The following is a 21,601-nucleotide window of genomic DNA, read 5'->3' as shown; positions in this document are numbered from 1 at the left end:
TCAGCATCCTTCGTGGTTGCAGATTGTATCGCCGTAGCCGTTCAAATCGGCCTCCAGCGCAAGCGACTGGCGGGCGGTCTGATGCAGCATGCAGGCGACAGACGCAGGGCCTCCGCCTGTGCCACCACCCCATTTCGACCGTTCATAGTCGCACGACGCATCGCGGAAGGTGATCCACGCGCGTTGCATGTCCAGAAGCGCGGGGGCTTGTTTGGGGGCCGCTGACCCAAGCGTTGCCATTTCTTCATCTTCGGCCTTCAGCCGGGTCATCAAAAGCCCATAGGCGCGGTTCAGGCGGCGATCCCAGTCCTCGTATTCCAGCCCAAGACAGGACGACATGCCAACCGTGCTTGACCCGCCTTCGGTTGCTTCCATGCAATAATTGGCCGCCGATCCAACGCAGCGCATCGGGTCGCCATCGTCCCCCATGGCGGACAGGCAGTCCGTTGTGGGGTGGAAGCTATAGGTCATGTCCTGGGCTGTGGCCGGAGAGGCCAAAGCCATAAGCGAAGCAACGATAAACCCCCGGATGCTCATCACATCTTTCCCATCAGTTCGCGCCCGATCAGCATCCGGCGGATTTCCGAGGTACCGGCGCCGATCTCCATCAACTTGGCGTCGCGGAACATGCGGCTGACGGGGGTTTCGTTCATATAGCCCGAGCCACCCATCGCCTGCACCGCTTGGTGGGCCTGCTTCATCGCCTCCTCGGACGCATAAAGCACACATGCGGCGGCGTCCTGACGGGTCACCTCGCCCCGGTCGCACGCCTTCGCGACCTCATACACATAAGCGCGGGCCGAGTTCATCGCGGTGTACATATCCGCGATCTTGGCCTGCATAAGTTGGAAGTCCCCGATGGGACGGCCAAACTGTTTGCGCTCTTTCATGTAAGGCATGATTTCATCCATGCAGGCGGCCATGATGCCGGTGCCGATGCCGGACAGAACAACGCGCTCATAGTCGAGCCCCGACATCAGCACGTTCACGCCCTTGCCTTCCTCGCCCAGCACGTTTTCAAACGGCACTTCGACATCTTCAAAGATCAATTCGGCAGTGTTCGATCCGCGCATCCCCAGCTTGTCGAAATGCGGGCTTGTGCTGAAACCCTTCATATTCTTTTCGACAATGAAAGTGGTGATGCCCTTGGGGCCAGCGTCCGGGTCAGTCTTGGCATAGACGACCAGCGTATCAGCGTCCGGGCCATTGGTGATCCAGAACTTGGTGCCGTTCAGCACGTAATAGCCATTGCGCTTCTCGGCGCGCAGTTTCATCGACACGACGTCCGACCCCGCACCCGCCTCGGACATGGCCAAGGCGCCCACGTGCTCGCCCGAAATCAGCCTGGGCAGGTATTTCTGTTTCTGTTCTTCGGTCGCATTGCGGCGGATCTGGTTCACACACAAGTTCGAATGCGCCCCGTAGGACAGCGAGACCGAGGCTGAGGCCCGCGCGATCTCTTCCACGATTACCACATGCGCAAGGTAAGACATGCCAGCCCCGCCATATTCCTCGGGCGTCGTGACACCCAGCAGGCCAAGTTCGCCAAACTCACGCCACAACTCGTTGGGAAACTCGTTCTTCTGGTCCACTTCGGCAGCGATCGGCTTGATGCGGTCCTGCGAAAACCGATGCACCATCTCGCGAAGGGCGTTGACGTCCTCGCCAAGGTCAAAATTCATGCTGTGGTTGAACATCCGGTGATCCTCCGTTTGGCCGGCCCAACCGCCCGCCGTTATTGAACACTTGTTCAGTTAATCGCGCAATGCTCGATTCGCGTCAACACGCCTGCAAACTCACGCAGCGTCACAAACCTGTCCGCCCGTTTCTTCTGGCCCCAAAATATCCTGGGGTGAATGCGCGCAGCGCAGAGGGGCAAAGCCCCTACGCCGCCCGCTGATACACCCGCAAAACCACATCACGAATGATCCGCGCAATCTGCGCGCAATCCTCCCGACTGAAGGTCAGCGGCAGGCGCAGGTCCAGAATACCACGCAAGACCCGATCCGTCTTTGGCATCCTTGGCGCATCGGCATAACGCCAACTGTCATAGCGGCTGGTGAACCCCGCAGGCTCGGCCCCGCCGAACCACTTCAACTCTACCCCGCGCTCCGCACAGAAGCGCACCACATCCTGTACATCGCCCTCGGCCCAATCCAGCAACAGAAACTGGAACGACGACATGACGTATCCTTCTTTCGCGGGCCGTTCGATCACGGTCAGACCGGGCGTGTCGCGCAGCCCGTCTTCGACCACACGATAGCGGGCGTTCCACGCGGCACACCGCTCCACCAACCCCGGAAGCTGTGGCCGCAAGATCGCCGCGCGCAAATTGTCCATCCGGCCCGAAATATTGGGGGTCACATACTTCACCCGCTCGAATGCTTCCGGCGGCGGCCCTGCCAAATGCCGCTCATATAGCATATAGCTGCCTGACAGCACGATCGCCCGCGCCATCAGGTCGGGATCGTCCGAGATCAGAAGCCCGCCTTCGCCCGAGTTCGCGTGTTTATAGGTCTGGGTTGAATACGCCGCCATCGCACCGTGACGCCCAGACAGCACCCCATTCCACGTTGCGCCCATCGTATGCGCGCAATCCTCGATTACCGTCACGCCCGCCGCGTCCGTGATCTCCATCAGTCGGTCCATGTCGCAGATATGGCCACGCATATGGCTGAGCAGCAGGACCATTGGCGCGTCCGGTTTCGCGACCTTGGCCGCCAGATCGTCCAGATCAATGGTCAGCGCCTCGGTCACCTCGACAAAGACGGGCACGCCGCCGACGGAGGCAATGGCACCGGGCACAGGGGCCAGCGTGAAGGCGTTGGTCAGAACGCGGTCGCCCGGCCCAACACCAACGGCGCGCAACGCGGTCGCAATGGCATAACCGCCCGACGCCACCGCCAGCGCGTATTTTGACCCCATGAGGGCGGCGAATTCCTGCTCCAACATGGCTGTGTGGGACGTCTCGCCCTCGGCCACGTTATAGCGGTGCAAACGCCCGTGGCGCAGCACCTCCATTGCTGCGGCGATCCCTTCGTCCGGGATCGGCTCTTGTTGAGTAAAATTACCGGTGAATCGCTCTGTCATGTTCCGAGCCTGCGCAGGATCAGGCACCGCGTCAATGGATCAGCCGATCAGGTCTGCGACCACGCGATCCAAATCATCGAAGTGATCCAGCATCGCCTCGGGTGCCAACCGCGCAACCCCCGGCCCCTCGGGACCGAAACCGACAAGGATGCAGGGCACGCCCGCGGCCTGCGCGGTCTTGCGGTCGGTTTCGGTATCCCCGACCAAAAGTGCCCGCGTCGGATCGCCGCCTGCCCCGTGGGCTGCGGCGACGAATGGGGCTGGGTCGGGCTTGCGGGTCGGTAATGTGTCCGCGCCGATCAAAGACGTGAAGTGGTTCAAAATCCCCAAACGAGTCAGCAACAGCCGCGCCAGCCCCTCGGGCTTGTTGGTGCAAATCCCCACCGCATAATCGCCCGCGTGCAGTCGCGCGACCGCGTCCATCGCACCCGGATACAGACGTGTGTGGCGGTCGATGTCATCTTCATAGGCGATCAACAGATTGGGAAACTCGCGCTCGATAACAGCGTCATCCACCACCCCGCCATTCACCCGCGAAAAGCCAAGCCGCAGCATTGCGCGGCCACCGTGAAAAGCGGTCAGCTGGTCGGCGCTTGGATCCAGGACTTCACCATGTCCCAGCGCCGAGAAGCAGGCATTTGCCGCCGCGATCAGGTCGCCTGACGTATCCGCCAATGTACCATCCAGATCAAAAATCACTGTACGCCGTCCCGGCGTCGCGTTGTTCGTCATTTTGCCTTCAGCCTTTGGATTTTCCACGCAAAGCCTGTAACCTCGCGTAAGGTTAATTGAACAGCTTTCGCTTGCGAGCCGCGCCCCAAGGGGTAAAACGGGCGAAAAGAAATTGAAAGAGCAGATAGATATGGCGACCGCCCTGATTGTCCTTGCCGCTGGCATGGGAACACGGATGAATTCAGACCTGCCGAAAGTCATGCATGAAATTGCAGGTGTACCACTGTTTGCCCATGCGCTGGCATCCGGGGCTGCTTTGTCGCCGGACCGCGCGGTGCTGGTAGTGGGTCACGGCGCCGAGATGGTCGAGGCTGCGGCTAAAGACATCGACCCCGAGATTTCCATCGCCGTGCAGGAAGAACAGTTGGGCACCGGTCACGCGGTTCAACAGGCACGGGCCGCGTTGGACGGGTTCGACGGCGATGCCATCGTGCTTTACGGCGACACGCCCTTCATCCGAACTGAGACGCTTGAAGCGATGGCAGCGGCGCGAGCAAGAGGCGCAGACGTGGTTGTGCTGGGCTTTGAGACCGCAGACCCTGGCCGTTATGGGCGCTTGATCGTCAAGGATGGCGCGTTGGATCGCATCGTAGAATTCAAGGATGCATCGGATGAAGAACGCGCGGTAACACTTTGTAACAGCGGCGTTGTTGCCGCAGACGCTAAGCTTCTGTTCGACCTGTTGGATGGGGTTGGAAACGACAATGCAGCAGGCGAATACTACCTGCCGGACATCGTGTCTGTCGCCCGTGCGCGCGGTCTGACCGCCTCGGTGGTGACCTGCGACGAAGCAGAAACCCTCGGCATCAATTCCCGCGCCGAACTGGCCGCTGCCGAAGACGTTTTCCAGACCCGCGCCCGCGACGCCGCGCTCGAAATTGGCGTGACCCTGATCGCCCGCGACACCGTCTATTTCGCCCATGACACCGTCATCGGGCGCGACACTGTCATCGAACCAAACGTGGTCTTTGGCCCCGGCGTCACCGTGGAAAGCGGTGCGTTGATCCGGGCATTTTCACATCTGGAAGGCTGCCACGTCTCACGCGGCGCGGTGGTCGGCCCCTATGCCCGCCTGCGCCCCGGTGCCGAACTGGCCAATGACGCCAAGGTGGGCAATTTCGTCGAAATCAAAAACGCCCAGATTGAAGAAGGTGCGAAGGTCAACCACCTGTCCTATGTGGGCGACGCGCGCGTCGGCGAGCACGCCAATATCGGCGCAGGCACCATCACCTGCAACTATGACGGTGTCTCCAAACACCACACGGACATCGGCGCGCGGACGTTCATCGGGTCAAACACCTGCCTTGTGGCCCCCGTTTCGGTCGGCGATGAAGCCATGACGGCGACCGGCACTGTGGTGACGAAAAATGTGCCAGCCGGTGCGATGGCCGTGGGGCGCGCGAAGATGGAGGTCAAACCGGGCCTTGCCATCAAATTATTTGAAAAACTGAAGGCCGCAAAAGCCCGACGTCAGAAAGGTTCCTGATTATGTGTGGTATTGTAGGAGTTCTGGGCAATCACGAAGCCGCACCCATCTTGGTTGAGGCGCTGAAGCGGCTTGAATATCGCGGCTATGACAGTTCCGGGATTGCAACCATCAACGAGGCTGGCGAACTGAACCGTCGTCGTGCTGTGGGCAAACTGGTGAATTTGTCGGATATGCTTGTCCATGACCCGTTGGCCGGAAAATCAGGCATCGGACACACACGCTGGGCCACCCATGGTGCGCCCACCACAGACAACGCACACCCGCACAAGGCGGGACCGGTTGCGGTGGTGCATAACGGCATCATCGAAAACTTCCGCGAGCTGCGCGAAAAGCTCGCCGCCGAAGGTTTGACCTTTTCGACCGAGACCGACACGGAAACCGTTGCCCTGCTGGCGCAAAGCCACATCGCGCGCGGCAAATCCCCGCAAGAGGCGGTCGCTGCCACGCTGGCCGAACTGGAAGGCGCTTTCGCCCTGTGTTTTCTGTTTGACGGCGAACACGACCTGATGATCGCCGCACGTAAGGGCAGCCCCTTGGCCATCGGTCACGGCGAAGGCGAGATGTTCGTTGGCTCTGACGCTATCGCGCTGGCCCCGATGACCGACCGCATCACCTATCTGGAAGAAGGCGATTGGGCGGTCATCACCCGCAACGGGGCAGAGATTTATGACGACAAGGATCGCCTTGTGAACCGCCCCGTGAAACAAGTGCGCCTTGATGCCGCCCGGATCGAAAAAGGTGGCTACAAACACTTTATGGCAAAAGAGATCGCCCAGCAGCCCACGGTGGTGGGTGAAGTTCTGAACGCCTATGTGAAGGGTGACCGGATCGCTATGGACCTTGGCGGTATTAACTTCGCCGATATTGATCGCCTGTCCATCGTCGCCTGCGGCACCGCCTATTACGCCGGGCTGGTCGCGAAATACTGGTTCGAGCATTACGCCCGTCTGCCCGTCGATATCGACGTGGCAAGTGAATTTCGCTATCGCGAAGCCCCGTTTGCGCCTAAGACGCTGGGCGTCTTTGTCAGTCAATCTGGCGAAACGGCCGATACGCTGGCGGCCCTTAGATATTCGGCGGGCAAGGTCGACAAGATCGTCAGCCTGATCAACGTCCCCGAAAGCTCCATCGCGCGCGAAAGCGATGTGGCGGTGGAAATTCATGCGGGGCCAGAAGTGTCCGTGGCCTCCACCAAGGCGTTCACCTGCCAGTTGACCTGCTTTGCCATCATGGCATTGAAAGCGGCCCATGATCGGGGGCATCTGGACGATGCAGGCCTTACAGCACATTTGGCCGATCTGCGCCAATTGCCGGGCCTGATGAGCCACGCGTTGACCATCGACACCGCCACGAAAGAGATCGCCGTGAAGCTGGCCGAAGCGCGGGACGTCTTGTTCCTTGGCCGAGGGCAGATGTTCCCTCTGGCGCTGGAAGGCGCGCTGAAACTGAAAGAAATCAGCTATATACACGCCGAAGGTTATGCGTCAGGAGAGCTGAAACACGGCCCAATCGCGTTGGTCGATAAAGCCACGCCAACGGTGGTGATGGCCCCCCATGACGGACTGTTCGACAAGACCGTGTCCAACATGCAGGAAGTCATGGCGCGTGGTGGGCGCGTCTTGTTGGTGTCGGATGCGCGTGCCGCCAAAGAAGCCGGCGACGGCGTGTGGCAATCCCTTGCTCTGCCTGAAGCGCCTGAACTGATTCAGCCGATCCTTTACGCGATTCCCGCGCAGTTGCTTGCCTATCACACCGCGATTGCCAAAGGCACCGACGTGGACCAGCCACGTAATCTGGCCAAATCGGTTACGGTCGAATGACGCTGGACGAGGCGCTGACCGCCCTGCGCGCCCAAATTGAAGAAGGTCGTGCCGAAGGCATGGCCGCCTACCACAAGCAAACGCGCAAAGTATTGGGCATCCCAAACCCCGCGCTGAATGACCTGACGAAAAGCTGGCGGCAGTCCTTGTCGGTTGATGACCGCGTGACGCTGGCCGATAATCTGTGGCAAACCGACATCTTTGAAGCCCGCATAGCAGCGGCAAAACTGCTGACCCAAGCTCGGCTGCGCCCGGACGAGTCTGCATGGACGCTGATCCAAAGCTGGGTGGCCGATTTCGACAGTTGGGCGATTGCTGACCACGCCTGCATGGCTGGGCAGAAACGGTTGGTGGCCGATACGTCACGCATCAACACGGTCGAAGGCTGGACCAAGTCCGACCACATGTGGACCCGGCGCGCGGCACTGGTCATCACCCTACCCTGGACAAAGCAGAACAACCCCAAGCCAGAGGATTTGGCAATCCGCGACCGTGTGCTTGGCTGGGCATCGACCTATGTCGATGACCCAGAGTGGTTCATCCAGAAGGCCATCGCATGGTGGCTGCGTGATCTCTCAAAACATGACCCAGACCGAACTCGCGACTTTCTGGAGGCACAGGGCGGCAGGATGAAAGCCTTTGCGCGGAAGGAGGCCGGGAAGTATCTAGCCTAACGGTTCGACCTCACCACGAGGGACAACAGAAGGCAAACCCCGCCAACCACGCCCAGAAAAACCGAAAGCGGTAGGTTCATACTTTCTTGCAACACACCGTTTTCATCCAGCCCTCCGTAAAATATGCGCTCGGCGAGCCATGATGTGGCGGCAAACACAAGCGACACCAGACCAAGCGTGCGCAAAAGCTTCTTCATGTTAGATTCCTATTGCGAGAGGTCATTCCTGCGTTAGGGCGCATCTGGTTCTCGCAATTCTCTGCGCATGATCTTGCCCGTGGCAGTCATTGGCAGCTTATCGACGAACTCGACCAATCGCGGGGCAACATGTGGGCTGATCCGGTCGCGGACGAGTTGAATCAGTCGGTCAGCCATCCCCGCTTCGCGCACACCCTCGCGCAAAACGACGAAGGCTTTGACAGCCTCGGTCCGAAGGGCGTCAGGGACGCCCACCACTGCAGCCATTGCGACATCAGGGTGGGTTTGCAAGCAGTTCTCAATCTCGGACGGACCGATGCGATAGCCTGCCGATGTGATGACGTCATCGTCGCGGCTGGCAAAGGTGAAATACCCATCCGCATCCTGGACGGCCAAGTCGCCCGTGCGCATCCAGTCGCCATCAAACTTCGCCGCTGTCTTTTCTGGCAGGTTCCAGTAACGCAGAAACATCACCGGATCGCCTGCACGCACCGCGATTTCACCCATTTCGCCGGGCGGACACGGTTTCCCCCGTGCGTCGATCACCGCAACAGCATGACCGGGTATCGGCTGCCCCATACTGCCCGGTTTGACCTGCATCGCTCCGGCCACAGAAGATAAAACCAAATTACATTCGGTCTGGCCGTAAAATTCGTTCACATTGACGCCCAATGTCTCTTGTGCCCAGCCTAGCAATCCCGACCCAAGGCTTTCTCCGCCTGACCCAATCGACCGGATATGGACACCATCCGGCGGCGCATCAGACTGCCGCAACAGCTTCAGGGCGGTCGGAGGCATGAACAGATTGCGAATGTTCTGATCTGCTATCAGGGCGTAGGCTGCTTCGGCCTCGAACTTCCGCATCCGGTGACTGACAATCGGCACGCCAAAATAAAGAAACGGCAGGGCCAGATCCATCAATCCGCCGATCCAAGCCCAATCCGCAGGTGTCCAACCTTTGTCGCCAGCTTGCGGGAAATCCTCGTTATAGGTTTCCACGCATGGCAAATGACCCAGAAGGAATCGGTGCGCGTGCAGCACCCCCTTGGGTGGTCCGGTTGTGCCCGAGGTATAGATCATCACCGCCGGATCTTCGGCATGAGTAACCACGGCAGTGGTCAGGGGTGGCGCCGCATTGAGCTCGGCCCAAAAATCCAATGTGCTCAAGGTTGAGGTGACCGATAACACCTCGGTCAATTCCGGCAGGTCTGCACGAATTTCGTCAATTTTTGCAAGGCCTTGTGCGTCCGTCACCACGATCCGCGCGCCGCTGTCAGACAGGCGGTAGGCCAGCGCATCGGCACCAAACAATGTAAACAAAGGCAAAATCACAGCGCCCAGTTTATAAGCGGCAAAGTGGGTGATCAGCACCTCCGGCCCCTGCCCCAGCAACACCGCTATCCGGTCACCTTTACCCAGCCCTCGCCTGCGTAAGACCGTGGCTAACCGATCAGATGCGGCCTTCAACGCGCCAAAGGTCCAGTCTGTGGCGTCACCGTCCTGAGCGATATGGGTCAGCGCCACGCGCCCTGCATCACGTGCTGCCCAGCTGTCACAACACCGTTCGGCGATGTTGAAATGTTCGGGAACGTTCCACGCGAAAGCATCGCGCATCACCTGCCACTGATCCCAACGCGCTATAAGCTTGCGCGCTCGGCCATCGGCCAGCCAATCCGCGTCAGACAGACGCGAGGTCACGATCCAAAGACAACCAGCTCATGCAACCCCGAGATGTCGAGGTCCAGCAACTGAAGCGTCGATAGCGACACGCGGCTTCCTCCACCCGATGCGGGGCGCAGGGTAACTTTCACGGTGCGTCCGGTCGTTTTGGACTGCACGCGGCCCTGCGTTTCGGAGGACACAAGCGAGGTTTCGACCCAGAAACCGGGCGCAGTGGGGTCGCCAAGGCTGGCCACTGTCACGCCCAACGACCCGGCCGCCACGTTGGGTGCGGTCGTGGCCGCGGCCATCCGATCTTCTTCCGTGGCGGTATCCAACTCATCCACCGTGATCGCATCTTCGGGCGGCGCGGGCGGAAGGTCATTGTTATAGGTCGGCTGGTTTTGCAAATGCGGCGGGCGGGGCATGAGATTGTTCATATCCAGACCGGAACACCCGGCCAAGGTCAGACAAATCGCAGGTATAAGAATGACATGTTTCATATTCGTAGCGTGGCGCAATTCGTCGCCTGTTTCAACGGCAGAATTCACCGATCGTTGACTTGCGCGCCTGACCGCCCGTGCTTAGGTTCAGGCCATGAATACACCTCGGCTTGTCGATCCGTTTATGAGAACGGTCACCTATCTGCGCCTGTCCGTCACGGACCGGTGCGATTTCCGTTGCACATATTGCATGTCCGAGAACATGACCTTTCTACCCAAGAAAGACTTGTTGACGCTTGAGGAGTTGGATCGCATCTGCTCTGCCTTCATCGGTCTTGGTGTGCGCAAGCTGCGCATTACCGGTGGCGAGCCGCTGGTGCGCAAGGGTATCATCGGCTTTTTCGAAGGCATGGGCCGCCATTTGGAAAGCGGCGCTTTGGACGAGTTGACGTTGACCTCCAACGGCTCGCAACTGCATCGCTTTGCCAAGGATCTCTATGCCGCGGGGGTGCGGCGGGTGAACATCTCGCTTGATACGCTGGACGAGGATAAGTTTGCCCGGATTACCCGCTGGGGTCGTCTGCCACAGGTTATGCGCGGCATTGACGCGGCGTTGGATGCCGGTCTGAAGGTCAAGATCAACGCGGTTGCGCTGAAAGGCTTCAACGACACCGAGCTGTTTGAACTTGTTGATTGGTGTGCCGAAAAAAGTCTGGACCTGACCTTTATCGAAGTCATGCCGATGGGCGATATGGGGGAAGAAGATCGACTGGATCAATATTGGCCCCTATCGGACCTGCGCGCGCAACTGGCCGAACGCCTGACACTTACCGATCTGGACATGTCCACTGGTGGCCCGGCCCGATACATGCGGGTCGAAGAAACCGGACAAAAGATCGGCCTGATTACACCCTTGACCCATAATTTTTGCGAAAGCTGCAATAGGGTGCGGATGAGCTGCACCGGCCAGCTTTATACCTGTCTGGGTCATGACGGCATGTCAGACCTGCGTGCGCCCTTGCGTGCGTCGGAAAGCGATGCGGTGCTGATCGACGCGATTCACGCAGCCATCGGACGCAAACCGAAAGGGCACGATTTTGACTATTCCCGGCAAATCGTGCAAGGCCAGACGATCCGCCATATGAACCATACGGGCGGCTAAGAAGATCGTTTCCGTTTAAGATGCAGGCATCCGTTGCTCGACGACCTCGACCCACCAGGAACAGCCCTGCGGGATAATCTCGTCGTTGAAATTGTATTCGGGGTGGTGGACCATCGCGGTGTCACCGTTGCCCACAAGAATATAGGCGCCGGGACGTTCTTCCAGCATATAGGCGAAATCCTCGCCCCCCATGATCAAAGGGGCTTCCTTACACGTCCCCGCCACCTCCTGTGCGGCCCGTGCGGCAAACCCGGTTTCGTCCGCGTGGTTGACCATGACTGGATAATTTCGGTCATAGCGCACCGTGACTGACCCACCAAAGGCGGCGGCAATCCCATTGCAGATCGCATGCACCCGTTCTTCGGCCAAATCCCGAACGTCGTTTGAAAGCGTTCGCACTGTGCCCAGCAGATGAACACCTTGCGGTATCACGTTGAAAGTATTCGAGCTTGTCTCAAATGACGTGATCGACACAACCACTTGCTCGGTCGGATCGGCGTTGCGCGACGCGATGGTCTGCAAGGCCTGCACCGCTTGCGAGGCCATCACCACCGGATCGATCGTGTCATGCGGCTTGGCAGCATGCCCGCCGCGCCCTTCAAAACGGATATCCAACAGATCAGTGGCCGCAAAGAACGGGCCAGGACGGATCGCAAATGTCCCCTGATCATGGCCCGGCCAGTTGTGCATACCGTACACTTCCTGAATACCAAACCGCTCCATCAACCCGTCTTCGCACATGACGCGCGCCCCGCCGCCACCTTCTTCGGCGGGTTGGAAAATCACGACGCAAGTGCCGTCGAAATTCCGGGTTTCAGCCAGATACTGCGCCGCACCAAGAAGCATCGCGGTGTGCCCATCATGGCCGCAAGCGTGCATCTTGCCCGGCTGCGTCGAGGCATAATCCAGCCCTGTCGCCTCTTCGATCGGTAGCGCGTCCATATCGGCGCGTAATCCGACAACCCGACCTGCCATATCAGACCGCCCCTTGATGACGCCAACAACGCCGGTGCGCCCAATACCCTCCACAACCTCATCACAACCAAAGCCGCGCAACTTCTCGGCCACAATGCCAGCAGTGCGATGGGTGTCGAACATCAGCTCTGGATGGGCATGAAAATCACGCCGCCAAGCAGTGATGTCGTCTTTCAACTCATGAAATCTGTTCCTGATCGGCACGTCCTGACCTTTCCGCTCATGATGCTGCGAGGACAACGGCAAACCCACAAAGAATCCTGCCGCGAGTGTGACAATGCGCGGGTTGGCGGTCTGGTTCAACTGTTGTGCGGATGCGTCGGACAAATTTGGCGCGATTCCGACCTCAATGGCGTGACTTTGGCAAACAGCGACGCTAAGCCTTGAGTGTGCCGATGTCTGGCACCCGCGTCATGAGTTGATGGTTTGAAGAATATTGGGGCCACACCGACCATGAAGGGGATGCATGAATGATGGGCAAAAAAAAGTCCGGCTGGGGTTTGGCGACAGGGATTGTCTTGTCCATGTTACCCACCACAACCCTTGCCGAACGCGGAGCATCTGGGCACCTGAACATCCTTTATTGGCAGGCCCCAACGATCCTGAACCCCTATCTTTCCAGCGGTCCGAAAGATATCGAACCTGCGTCGTTGGTGCTGGAACCGTTGGCCCGTTATGACGAAACCGGTAGCATGGTTCCATGGTTGGCTACGGATATACCGACCTTGGCCAATGGCGGCGTTTCGGACGATCTGACCACGATCACATGGACTTTGCGCCCTGACGTGACATGGTCAGACGGCACCAATGTCACTGCACATGACGTTGTTTTTACAGCGAATTACTGCATGACTCCGGAAGGTGGCTGTCAGCAGGCGGGAAAATTCTCTGATGTCACTGAAATCAAAGTTCTGGATGAGCTGACCGTTCGCCTGACATTTGCCGCCCCCAAACCCTTTCCCTATGGACCGCTGGTCGGGGTCGAGACACCGATCCTACAAAAAGCCCAATTTTCCGATTGCATTGGAGCTGGCGCACAAAGTTGCACCACCAATAACACCGCCCCTATCGGCACCGGCCCTTTTCGGGTCGCAGAGTTTCGTGCCGGCGATGTGGTCACCTTCGAAGCAAACCCCTATTATCGCGACCCGAACAAACCGGGGTTTGCTACAGTGACCATCAAGGGTGGCGGGGATGCGATCAGCGCAGCCCGCGCCGTGCTGGACACAGGGGAAATGGACTATGCGTGGAACCTTCAAGTGGATCCCGACATTTTGAACGCGATGACGGAAGGGGGCAAAGGACAGATCATCCGCTCCTTTGGCACACCGGTTGAACGGTTAATGATCAACCGCACGGACCCGTCTCCAACGCTGGGCAAGTTGCGATCAACCCGCGCAGGCGGCGCGCACCCGTTCCTGACCGATCTCGCTGTTCTGAACGCGCTGTCCATGGCCATTGACCGCAAAATTGTTTCCGAATTGGGCTATGGCGCGGCGGGCAAGCCGACCTGCGATATACTACCTGCCCCTGCGATCTATGCTTCGTCTGCCAACGACGCCTGCCTTACGCAAGATATAGAGAGTGCGCGTCAACTGCTGAACGACGCGGGATGGGTGGACAGTGATGGTGACGGGGTGCGCGAGAAAGACGGCATTCGTTTGTCGGTGTTGTTTCAGACCTCGACCAACCCGGTGCGGCAGGACACGCAGGCGCTCTTGAAATCTTGGTGGGCTGAAATCGGAATCGAAACCGAGCTGCGCCAGATTGACCCTTCAGTCTTTTTTGGCGGCGACCCGGCCAGCCCGGACACGTTCCAAAAATTCTATGCCGACATTCAGATGTTCACCAATTTCTTTCCCGGCACAGACCCCGAGGCTTATCTGAACAACTGGGCCTGCAAAAACATCCCCGACCCCGCCAACAATTGGCTGGGTTTCAATATCCCGCGCTACTGCGACGCGGAGTATGACGCACTGGCGGCAAAGCTGGCGCGAACCCCGGCACTTGAAGATCGGGCTGTGATCGCGCGGCGCATGAATGACATGCTGATGCAGGCAGGAGCCCTGATCCCGCTGGTTCATCGAGGTGATGTCTCGGCGATCTCCAACACGCTCATGGGTGTCCGGATGAACTCATGGGACAGTGAGCTTTGGAACATCGCGGACTGGACCCGCGCCGAGTAAGTTCGCTAGATTAAACCCAATGCCCACCAAAGCCGTGGGCCGTCACAAGGACCCCAAGTCGCCCATGTTTACCTATACGCTGCGGCGGCTTGCCTTTTCCATTCCCGTCCTGTTGGCAATCAGCCTTGTGATCTTCCTGCTTATCGACCTCGCCCCGAACGATCCGACGGCCAACCTGCCCCTAACCATCCCTCCTGAGATACGCGAGCAGCTTCGCACCGGCCTGGGCTTGGATGCGCCGATCCATGTCCGATATCTTTTGTGGTGCAAGCAGTTCTTCATCCACGAGCCGCTGAACTTTTTGGATTGGATGACGGGCAATGAAGGCGACCGTTTGCGGTTGCAAAGCTGGTCGACTCATACGCCCGTCGTGGACCTGATTGCCGATCGTTTACCACAGACACTTTGGGTCGTTGGCCTTTCGCTGGTGATCGGCATCGTAATCGCCCTGCCTTTGGGCATCCTGTCAGCTCGCAATCAATATCGTTGGGTGGATCAACTTGGAACCTTCGTTGCAATGCTCGGCTTTTCGGTGCCGTCTTTCTTTCTGGGCGTCCTGATGATCATCGTCTTCTCGGTCAAGCTGGGTTGGTTCCCGTCGATCTATGATACCACCCATCGTGTTACGGATTGGCACAGTTTTGGTAGTCAACTTCGCCAGATGGTCATGCCGGTGACGGTGCTTGCCCTGTTCAATGCAGCCCAGTTCAGTCGCTATCTTCGTGCCTCGATGCTTGAGGCATTGCATCAGGACTTCATCCGCACCGCCCGCGCCAAGGGCATGACCGAAGCGCGTGTTTTGCTTGGCCACGCGCTGCGCAATGCGATAGGGCCGGTTGTGACGATTATCTCACTTGTCATTCCTCAGGTCTTTGCGGGCGCCATCGTCACCGAACAAGTGTTCCGCGTGAACGGGCTTGGGCATCTTCTGATCTCGGGCATACAAAACGGCGATGTGCCATTGGTGCAGACGCTGACCTTTCTCTTTGCGGTCCTGATCGTCGTGTTCAACCTGCTGGCCGACATTGCCTATGGGGTTCTTGATCCCCGGATCCGCTATGACTGATCGCATTGCATCATATTCTCTTATGCCGCGCCGAGCGACATTCTGGCACCGCTTTCGAACCCATCGAGGTGCAGTGGTTGGGATGGTCGTGTTCGGGTGTATCGCAGCAACAGTGCTCCTTGGACCTTGGGTTTGGTTTGTGGACCCGGCACAAATTGACATTGCCGCAAAAAACCAATCGCCCAACCTTGACCATCCCCTTGGCACCGATCAGTTGGGGCGCGACCTACTGGCAGGTTTGCTGGCAGGTGGTCGTGTATCGCTGCTGGTCGGGTTGGTGGCGATGGGGCTGGCTGTGGGGCTGGGCACATTGGTTGGTGTCTTGGCTGGTTTGTTGCGCCGTTGGGACGCGCCCTTGATGCGTCTGACGGACCTGTTCCTGTCCTTGCCGCTCTTGCCGCTACTTCTGGTGGCGATCATGTTGTGGCGCGACAGCCTGCGCACGCAGTTCGGCCCCGAGACCGGGATCTTTCTTTTGATTGTTTGCGCCATCGGGCTGACCAGTTGGATGCAGACCGCCCGGATTGTTCGGGGCGAAGTTTTGGTGCTGCGCGAACGAGAGTTTATCATTGCGGCCACCGCCCTTGGCACGCGCCCGCTTGCCATGATCCGCCGCCACATACTGCCCAACATTCTTGGCCCTATCCTTGTGTCAGCGACGTTGGGAGTGGGCCATGCGATCTTGACTGAAAGCGCACTCAGCTTTCTGGGGTTGGGGTTTCCGTCCGATGTGCCAAGTTGGGGGCGGATGTTGTTTGACGGCACCAATTACATGAGCCTAACACCCGCGCGGGTGATTTGGCCGGGGCTGGCAATCACGCTGACCGTGCTCAGCGTCAACTATCTGGGTGACGGGTTGCGCGACGTGCTGGACCCGCGTCGGGGGCGCGGGGCTATGCTTTGAAAAAGAACGCCGCATGGTGATTGTTAACCCCTGAAGCAACGTCGGTTCGGTTGACGGGCCGTGCCCCCACATGGTTTTCGCAATCTGCGCATAGAATTGGAACACTGTTCCTGTCAAAGCCTTATTCTGCGACCCTAACACCCTTGCCAGAGCCACAATCACTTGCCAGATGGAAAATATTCCCAAATGCGGAGACGCGAAGATGTTTGAGACCCTTGGCTTTGAGACCCTGACCCCACGCACTGCCTCGATCCTGTTCGGATTGGGACTGGGCGCGGCCTTTGGTGTGCTGGCGGAAATCACGCGTTTCTGCCTCCGGCGCGGCCTGGATGGGGGCGGTCAAGACAACCAGTCGGCCCTCGCGATTTGGGTGACGGCTTTGGCGGTCGCCGTGCTGGGCACCCAAGCGGTGGTCCAGACAGGATGGATTGAGTTCTCGGCCCATCGCTTCCATGCCGCTGACCTTCCTTATCTATCAATCATCGTCGGCGGTCTGCTTTTTGGTGCCGGCATGGTCATGACGCGCGGCTGCCTGTCACGACTGGCGGTTTTGGGCGCGTCGGGCAATCTGCGCGCTTTGGTCGTGCTGTTCGTGGCCGCCCTGGCTGCCTTGGCGACGCTGAAAGGCCTGCTGGCCCCGGCACGCGTTGCACTTGAAGCCGTCGTGATCCCGGCCCCGACCTTGCCGCTTTGGACTGCAATCCTGCCGGTGGCACTGGCCGCCTTCCTGATCATCCGGTCACGTCCAAGCACGATCGCGCTGGTTCTCGCCGCCCTGCTCGGTGCGCTGATCCCCTTGGGTTGGGTGGGCACCGGTCTGGTGCTGCAAGACGAATTTGACCCTATCACCTTCGAAAGCTTGTCCTTCACCGCACCGCTGGCGGATACGCTGTTTTGGACCGGCGCCTCTTCGGCTATTGGGGCCAATTTCGGCACCGGGTTGATTGGCGGCGTGGTGCTGGGTGCGCTGGCATCAGCCCTGTTCGCCGGCCGCTTTCAGTGGCAAGGCTTTGAAGGGCCGGGCCAGATGGGCCGCTATATGACTGGTGGCGCTTTGATGGGTTTCGGCGGCGTTCTGGCCGGGGGCTGCACCGTGGGCGCAGGCATCTCGGGCGTGGCGACGCTGTCGGTGGCTGCTGCTTTGGCACTGGCAACGATTGCGGCAGGGGCGTGGATCGCAGGGCGCGTGGATGCGCGCCTTACTTCCCGATCGAATGCCGGATCCGCCGCACAGCCAGCCACACAAGCCCAACCACAGGCAGCGTAAGCGCAGAGGTCAACATCCCTTTCGAGATGCCCAGCATCTCGGTCAGCGGATAGGCCAGATAGCCCGCCAGCGACACGGCGTAATAGCTGATTGCCACAACCGACAGCCCTTCAACCGTTTCCTGCAGGCGAAGCTGCAAATCGGCGCGTCGGTCCATACTCGCCAGCAGCGCCTGATTCTGCTCGGACCGCTGCACATCAACGCGGGTTCGCAGCAAATCACCTGCCCGCATCGCGCGCTCGGCCATGGACCCCAACTGCCGTTCAGCACTTTTGATCGTGCGCATGGCTGGATCATAGCGGCGCATCATGAACTCGCTCATTGTCTGCCGCCCCATGAACCGTTCTTCACGCAGCGCCTGAATGCGTTGGTTCACCAGCGCTTCATAGGCCTTAGTCGCACTTAACCGGAACGAGGTCGCGGCGGTCAGATCCTCAAGCTCGGACGAGATTTGCAGCAACTCGTCCAGCGTTGCCTCAGCCGCTTCGTCATCGCGCGACATGGCACCGACCAGCTTGGTCAATTCCCCGTCCAGATGTCCCAGCTTGGCCTGCAAGTGACGCGCCTGCGGCAAACCCAGCATGGACATGGATTTGTAGGTCTCGATCTCGCACAACCGCTGCACGATCCGCCCAATGCGCCGGGGCCCCGCATCTTTGCCTATGAAAGCAGCAAAGCGCATATGTCCCGCCGGATCGATGCGAAAATCCCCGGCCACGACAGCGTCACGGTCCAGCACCCAGGTTGCAGCCAGACTTTCAGCGACAAACCAATTGTTGATCGCCTCGTTCATCTCGGCCTCGGTTTCGGGCATAGTATCGATCCGGATATGAGCCGAAGTCAGACGCTTGCCCGGAGCGTTTTGCAGCCAGTCTTCGGGGAACACATCAAAAGCCGCCGGATCAAAGGCACGCGATCCGACCCCATCAGCGAAAACCGTATAGGTCACGACTTCCGTGTGCTGTTCCCATTTCAACTGATAACGCCCGATGGTACCAAAATAATGGTTCGCATCCGGGCTGGGATGAGGGGCGCCGAAGCGATCCAGAAGATCAATCAAATGCGCCCGGTCCGCATCACGATCGCGCCCGGAAGCATTCTTGATTGGTTTCACCGCCAGAAACGCCGCCGTGGCCGGAGCGTTTAATGCAGGTGACGGGCGCGCATGAAGCTCGTTTGCCAGTTCGTACCGCTGCGGGTAATCGTCCAATGAAAACATGTCGGCTTGCTCCTCTTGGCTCACAGGTAGCAGAGCGATGACGCCTTGCAAACCCTTTGAAACATGAGGTTTTCAAAGATGTTCGTATGCTGCGGAATACCGACTTGCCTAATCGCCGGACAGCAGGCTTTCCACCTGATGCGTGAAATCTTCACCGCGTTTCTCGAAATCCGGATATTGGTCAAAACTGGCGGCCGCCGGGGCAAGAAGCACGGTATCACCTGACTGAGCATCGGCGGCGGCCTGCGCAACAGCCCGCGCCATGGTCTCGCAAATCTCGTGCGGGACATCGCCAAGCTGAAGCGCAAAGTCCCGCGCGGAATGGCCGATCAAGTAAGCCTTGGTGACGCCCGACAGATCATCCGCGGACAGGCTTTCGATGCCGCCATCCTTACCCAGACCACCGGCAATCCAGCGGATGTTTTTGAACGCTGACAGCGCAGCGCGGGCGCTGTCGACATTCGTGGCCTTGCTGTCATTCACGAAGGCCACGCCGTCCCGTTCGCCCACCAATTGCGAGCGATGCGGCAAGCCCTTGAAGGCATGAAACGCAGCCTCGATCTGTTTGGGAGCCAACCCTAGCGTGCGACATACCGCATAAGCCGCGCAGGCGTTCTGGTGGTTATGGGTGCCGGGCAAACCCTTGATCTTGCGCAGATCAATCGCGCCGACCTGCCGCCCCTTGCGATATTCCGACAAGAACCCCTTGCGCGCAAACACCTGCCAGCCCGGCCCGGCCAATTTGCGATCGACCGAGATGCGGATGACGCGATCATCCGACGGCCCTTCAGACAATTGCCCCGCCAGAAAGACGCCTTCCGGTTCGTCCACGCCGATCACGGCGCGATCCGGGCCACCTTCAGCGAACAGCCGGCGTTTGGCCGCAAAATAACCGCCCATGCCGCCGTGGCGGTCCAGATGGTCGGGCGACAGGTTGGTGAACACGGCCACATCCGGGGTCAGAGCGCGTGCAAGGTCAGTCTGATAGCTCGACAGTTCCAACACCACGACCTCGCCGTCATGGGCGGGGTCAATGTCCAGCACACCGCGCCCGATATTGCCCGCCAACTGCGTGGGGCGTCCTGCCTCTTGCAAGATGTGATGGACCAGCGCGGATGTGGTGGACTTTCCGTTCGACCCGGTGATCGCAACCACCTTGGGCATGATGTCGAAACTGTCCCAATCGTGATCGGCGAAGCTGCGAAAGAACAGGCCGATGTCATTGTCGACCGGCACGCCCGCCTCCATCGCGGCAGCGATGATCTTGTTGGGTTCGGGGTATAGATGAGGAATGCCGGGGCTGACGATCAGGGCGGCAACGTTTCGCCAGACATCTGTGCGGGTCAGGTCGTGCAGGATCAAAGCCTGCCCTTCAGCGCAATCGCGGGCCTCAAGGCTGTCATCCCAACAAAGCGCCTCGGCCCCGCCCTCTTCCAAAGCATGAGCCGTGGCAAGTCCGGACCGCCCCAGCCCAAGAACCGCAACCTTCTGCCCTTCGTAACCTTTGACCGGGATCATCCACGCCTCCTGCCTTCGTTGCCCCATCGCTACCGGAGTTGATCAAAAAACAAAAGCCCCACCGAATGGCAGGGCTTTGGTCATGATGTTGGCACCGGCTTATCGGACTTTCAGCGTCGCCAGCCCGATCAGTGCAAGGATCAGCGAGATGATCCAGAAGCGGATGACGATCTGCGGCTCTTGCCATCCCTTGTGTTCGAAATGGTGATGGATCGGGGCCATCAGGAACACGCGACGCCCTGTGCGTTTATAGTAAAGTACCTGAATGATGACCGACAGCGCCTCGACCACGAAAAGACCGCCGACGATGGCCAGCACGATCTCGTGCTTGGTGGCGACGGCAATGGCGCCAAGCGCGCCACCCAGCGCCAGTGACCCTGTGTCACCCATGAAGACCGCTGCGGGTGGGGCGTTGTACCACAGAAAACCCAAGCCCCCACCGATAAGGGCCGAGGTAAAGATGAACAGCTCGCCCGTGCCGGGCACATAATGCACATCCAGGTATTCGGTGAAGTCGACGCGGCCAACTGCATAGGCGATCACGCCCAATGTGCCCGCTGCGATCATCACCGGCATGATCGCCAACCCGTCCAGACCATCGGTCAGGTTCACCGCATTGGCGGCCCCGACGATGACAATCATCACAAACGGGATGAAGAAAATCCCCATGTTCAACAGCGTATCCTTGAAGAACGGAAGCGCCAGTTGGAACTGCAGCCCTTCAGGGTGACAGATCGACGCCAGATACCCCGCGATTGCTGCGATCAACAGCCCCAGCGCCATTCGAACTTTGCCCGATACCCCGTCTGTCGTCGCTTTGGAAACTTTGGCGTAATCATCAGCAAATCCAATCAAACCAAAGCCATAGGTGACGAAAAGGGTGATCCATATATAAGGGTTATCCAGCCGCGCCCATAACAAGGTCGAGACCAAGAGCGCCGACAGGATAAGCAAACCACCCATCGTGGGTGTTCCCTGCTTTTCCTTGTGGCTTTCCGGACCATCATCGCGGATCGGTTGCCCTTTGCCCTGCCTGCGACGCAAGATATTGATCAGCGGCTGACCAAATATGAACCCGAAAACAAGGGCGGTGAAAAAAGCCCCGCCCGATCGGAAGGTGATATAGCGAAACAGATTGAATACATCGCCACCGTCCGAAAACTCGGTCAACCAATACAACATATAAAGGGCCCTTTTCTG

19 protein-coding genes are annotated in these 21,601 nt (G+C 59.1%); 8 read left to right on the top strand and 11 right to left on the bottom strand.

From position 1 onward, the window contains the following. From MWU51_RS04585 to MWU51_RS04570, 4 genes are all read right to left on the bottom strand, one after another. Nucleotides 1-537, bottom strand: coding sequence for a lysozyme inhibitor LprI family protein (locus tag MWU51_RS04585; protein WP_247035115.1), 537 nt, complete (start codon nt 535-537; stop codon nt 1-3). Continuing rightward, on the bottom strand, nt 537-1,697 hold the full coding sequence (locus tag MWU51_RS04580) for an isovaleryl-CoA dehydrogenase (RefSeq protein WP_247035113.1): 1,161 nt from the start codon (nt 1,695-1,697) through the stop codon (nt 537-539). Before MWU51_RS04580 ends, MWU51_RS04585 begins: the two co-directional genes overlap by 1 nt. Nucleotides 1,698-1,884: 187 nt before the next feature. Further along, a complete protein-coding gene (locus MWU51_RS04575) occupies nt 1,885-3,090 on the bottom strand; it encodes an aminotransferase class I/II-fold pyridoxal phosphate-dependent enzyme (protein WP_247035111.1) in 1,206 nt (401 codons plus the stop codon). Between the two features lie 39 nt (nt 3,091-3,129). Next, the gene (locus tag MWU51_RS04570; protein WP_247035109.1) at nt 3,130-3,822 is read right to left on the bottom strand and encodes an HAD-IA family hydrolase; all 693 of its coding nucleotides are present in this window, start codon (nt 3,820-3,822) and stop codon (nt 3,130-3,132) included. 130 nt (nt 3,823-3,952) lie between these two features. On the opposite strand from MWU51_RS04570, the gene glmU reads away from it, so the two are divergent. From glmU to MWU51_RS04555, 3 genes are read left to right on the top strand one after another with little or no spacing between them, the layout of a single operon-like run. Next, complete coding sequence (gene glmU, locus MWU51_RS04565; protein ID WP_247035106.1) at nt 3,953-5,308, top strand: bifunctional UDP-N-acetylglucosamine diphosphorylase/glucosamine-1-phosphate N-acetyltransferase GlmU; 1,356 nt, start codon at nt 3,953-3,955, stop codon at nt 5,306-5,308. A gap of 2 nt (nt 5,309-5,310) precedes the next feature. Continuing rightward, nucleotides 5,311-7,131 (top strand): glutamine--fructose-6-phosphate transaminase (isomerizing), encoded by a 1,821-nt coding sequence (gene glmS / locus MWU51_RS04560; RefSeq protein WP_247035104.1) that lies wholly within the window; start codon nt 5,311-5,313, stop codon nt 7,129-7,131. Next, complete coding sequence (locus MWU51_RS04555) at nt 7,128-7,805, top strand: DNA alkylation repair protein (RefSeq protein ID WP_247035098.1); 678 nt, start codon at nt 7,128-7,130, stop codon at nt 7,803-7,805. Before glmS ends, MWU51_RS04555 begins: the two co-directional genes overlap by 4 nt. Here the strand turns inward: MWU51_RS04555 and MWU51_RS04550 are convergent. The 3 genes from MWU51_RS04550 to MWU51_RS04540 are packed head-to-tail and all read right to left on the bottom strand — an operon-like array spanning nt 7,802 to nt 10,164. Continuing rightward, nucleotides 7,802-8,002: a hypothetical protein gene (locus tag MWU51_RS04550; RefSeq protein WP_247035097.1), complete on the bottom strand. Its 201-nt coding sequence runs from the start codon at nt 8,000-8,002 to the stop codon at nt 7,802-7,804. The two genes, MWU51_RS04555 and MWU51_RS04550, sit on opposite strands and share 4 nt — an antisense overlap. A 33-nt stretch (nt 8,003-8,035) precedes the next feature. Beyond that, nucleotides 8,036-9,700 (bottom strand): AMP-binding protein, encoded by a 1,665-nt coding sequence (locus MWU51_RS04545; protein WP_348646716.1) that lies wholly within the window; start codon nt 9,698-9,700, stop codon nt 8,036-8,038. Next, nucleotides 9,697-10,164 carry a D-galactarate dehydratase gene (locus MWU51_RS04540; protein ID WP_247035096.1) on the bottom strand — a complete coding sequence of 156 codons (468 nt, stop codon included), beginning with the start codon at nt 10,162-10,164 and terminating at the stop codon, nt 9,697-9,699. The genes MWU51_RS04545 and MWU51_RS04540 overlap by 4 nt, the downstream gene beginning before the upstream one ends. A gap of 94 nt (nt 10,165-10,258) precedes the next feature. Here MWU51_RS04540 and moaA point away from each other — a divergent pair, with 94 nt between their 5' ends. Beyond that, nucleotides 10,259-11,266, top strand: coding sequence for a GTP 3',8-cyclase MoaA (moaA, locus tag MWU51_RS04535; protein ID WP_247035095.1), 1,008 nt, complete (start codon nt 10,259-10,261; stop codon nt 11,264-11,266). A 15-nt stretch (nt 11,267-11,281) separates the two neighbouring features. Here the strand turns inward: moaA and MWU51_RS04530 are convergent, their stop codons facing one another. After that, nucleotides 11,282-12,445, bottom strand: a complete 1,164-nt coding sequence (locus tag MWU51_RS04530; RefSeq protein WP_247038709.1) for a M20 aminoacylase family protein — start codon at nt 12,443-12,445, stop codon at nt 11,282-11,284. Nucleotides 12,446-12,765: 320 nt separating this feature from the next. On the opposite strand from MWU51_RS04530, the gene MWU51_RS04525 reads away from it, so the two are divergent. From MWU51_RS04525 to MWU51_RS04510, 4 genes are all read left to right on the top strand, one after another. Then, nucleotides 12,766-14,427: a peptide ABC transporter substrate-binding protein gene (locus MWU51_RS04525; RefSeq protein ID WP_247038707.1), complete on the top strand. Its 1,662-nt coding sequence runs from the start codon at nt 12,766-12,768 to the stop codon at nt 14,425-14,427. Nucleotides 14,428-14,491: 64 nt separating this feature from the next. Beyond that, on the top strand, nt 14,492-15,493 hold the full coding sequence (locus MWU51_RS04520; protein ID WP_247038705.1) for an ABC transporter permease: 1,002 nt from the start codon (nt 14,492-14,494) through the stop codon (nt 15,491-15,493). Then, entirely contained in the window at nt 15,486-16,397 is a 912-nt protein-coding gene (locus MWU51_RS04515; protein ID WP_247035091.1) for an ABC transporter permease, read from the top strand. The genes MWU51_RS04520 and MWU51_RS04515 overlap by 8 nt, the downstream gene beginning before the upstream one ends. 202 nt (nt 16,398-16,599) lie before the next feature. After that, entirely contained in the window at nt 16,600-17,664 is a 1,065-nt protein-coding gene (locus MWU51_RS04510; protein ID WP_247035089.1) for a YeeE/YedE family protein, read from the top strand. On the opposite strand, the gene MWU51_RS04505 is transcribed toward MWU51_RS04510, so the two are convergent. The 3 genes from MWU51_RS04505 to mraY form a co-directional block, all read right to left on the bottom strand. Continuing rightward, the gene (locus MWU51_RS04505) at nt 17,597-18,883 is read right to left on the bottom strand and encodes a DUF3422 domain-containing protein (protein ID WP_247035087.1); all 1,287 of its coding nucleotides are present in this window, start codon (nt 18,881-18,883) and stop codon (nt 17,597-17,599) included. The two genes, MWU51_RS04510 and MWU51_RS04505, sit on opposite strands and share 68 nt — an antisense overlap. A 108-nt stretch (nt 18,884-18,991) precedes the next feature. Continuing rightward, complete coding sequence (murD, locus tag MWU51_RS04500) at nt 18,992-20,401, bottom strand: UDP-N-acetylmuramoyl-L-alanine--D-glutamate ligase (RefSeq protein WP_247035084.1); 1,410 nt, start codon at nt 20,399-20,401, stop codon at nt 18,992-18,994. 99 nt (nt 20,402-20,500) lie between these two features. Continuing rightward, entirely contained in the window at nt 20,501-21,583 is a 1,083-nt protein-coding gene (gene mraY, locus MWU51_RS04495; protein WP_247035083.1) for a phospho-N-acetylmuramoyl-pentapeptide-transferase, read from the bottom strand. Between the last annotated feature and the right edge of the window lie 18 nt (nt 21,584-21,601).

The organism is Aliiroseovarius sp. F47248L, assembly GCF_023016085.1.
In the GTDB taxonomy this organism is placed as follows: domain Bacteria; phylum Pseudomonadota; class Alphaproteobacteria; order Rhodobacterales; family Rhodobacteraceae; genus Aliiroseovarius.
The sequence above is the reverse complement of the archived record's forward strand: the minus strand, read 5'-3'. Positions and strand labels throughout refer to the sequence as shown.